The sequence below is a fragment of the Myxococcus llanfairpwllgwyngyllgogerychwyrndrobwllllantysiliogogogochensis genome, assembly GCF_006636215.1.
Lineage (GTDB): Bacteria > Myxococcota > Myxococcia > Myxococcales > Myxococcaceae > Myxococcus > Myxococcus llanfairpwllgwyngyllgogerychwyrndrobwllllantysiliogogogochensis.
In genome coordinates this window covers 1-1,476 of sequence record NZ_VIFM01000530.1, presented here as the reverse complement: position 1 = coordinate 1,476, position 1,476 = coordinate 1, and the positions used below count along the sequence as shown (strand labels likewise).

Here is a 1,476-nt window from a genome sequence, read left to right as displayed (position 1 = left end):
GGTCGTGAGTCGGGCGGGTTGGTTGGAGGGGCACGTGCTCCGGGTTTTTCACCACTATTTTTCTGCCAAGAAGCTGACGTTCTTCCTCGCCGAGAGCTCGGCGATCGCACTGGCCTGCGTGATGGGCGCGGCGGCCTGTGCGGCACTCTTCGCGCCTGCTGGGACACGGCCGCCGCTCACGGCGCTGTGGCCCACGCTGCTGGGCCTGGGCGCGGCCTTCGTGGTCACGTTCCAGTTCACGCTGTACCTGTTGGATTTGTATGACTTGCGCGTCGCCGCGGAGGACCGGGCGCGGGGCTACCGCTTCCTGAAGGCCGCGGGTGTCACGGCGATGGTGACCGGTGGGGTGATGCTGGTGGCCCCGCTGGTGTTGCCCGTCGCGCTGCCTCCTGGCGCGCTGCTCGGTGGAGCCATGGGGGCGCTGGCGGGCACGCTGGTCGTCCGGGTGTCCATTCGCGCGCTGGTGGGGGCGCCGCACGCGGTGCTCATCGTCGGTGATGGCCTCAAGGCCCGCGCGGTGGCGACCGCCATCGAAGCGGGCGGCGAGGGCAGCTACCGCGTCGTCGCGCTGGTGGACCCACGCACCACGGAGGAACCCCTGGAGCACATGGCGGCCCGCATGGGCGCGGCATATGTCGTGCAGGCTGCTGACGACATGCGCGGGGCCAACTGGGTGGACTCACTGCTGAGCTGTCGGCTGCAAGGCCGCCGCGTGTATGACGCGACGGGCTTCTGCGAGCGGGTGCTGCGGCGGATTCCGGTGCAGTTCCTCCGGGCGAGCGACTTCGCCTTCGCGGACGAATTGACGGTGTCTCCGTTGCGGCGGGCCTTCAAGCGGGCCTTCGACCTGGCGGTGGCGTCGCTGCTCCTGGCGTTGTCGGCACCCTTCCTGCTTCTGGTGGCGGTGGCCATCAAGCTGGATTCGAAGGGGCCTGTCTTCTACCGACAGGAGCGCACGGGGCTGGGAGGCGTGACGTACTACCTGTGGAAGTTCCGCAGCATGCGGACGGACGCGGAGAAGAACGGCGCGGTGTGGGCTCGTGCGAACGATGACCGTGTCACCCGGGTGGGCAAGTTCATCCGGCGCACGCGAATCGACGAGATTCCCCAGGTGTTCAACGTGTTGATGGGGGAGATGAGCTTCGTGGGTCCGCGTCCGGAGCGGCCCGTGTTTGTCGAGCAACTCAAGCAGCAGATTCCCTTCTACGGACTGCGTGAGGCAGTGAAGCCGGGCCTGACGGGCTGGGCCCAGATTCGCTACCCCTACGGAGCCTCCGTGGAGGATGCGCGCAACAAGCTGGAGTTCGACCTGTACTACGTGAAGAACGGCTCGCTGTTCCTGGACGTGGGCATCATTTTCCACACCGTGAGGCATGTTTTGCTCGGGCGTGGAGCTCGGTAGGCACACCTCTCGTCGGCCTTCCCTCGAGGGAGGGAAGGTCGGGCGGGGACTCGCCAGGGGTGGCGGGTTTGGGC

Annotated in this window: 1 protein-coding gene; it reads left to right on the top strand. The window is 67.5% G+C overall.

All coding sequences use genetic code 11. The annotated features are described in order from the left end of the window. The first annotated feature begins 34 nt into the window (after positions 1-34). Entirely contained in the window at positions 35-1,402 is a 1,368-nt protein-coding gene (gene exoE, locus FJV41_RS49110) for a polyisoprenyl-phosphate hexose-1-phosphate transferase ExoE (RefSeq protein WP_141649501.1), read from the top strand. Positions 1,403-1,476 lie beyond the last annotated feature (74 nt).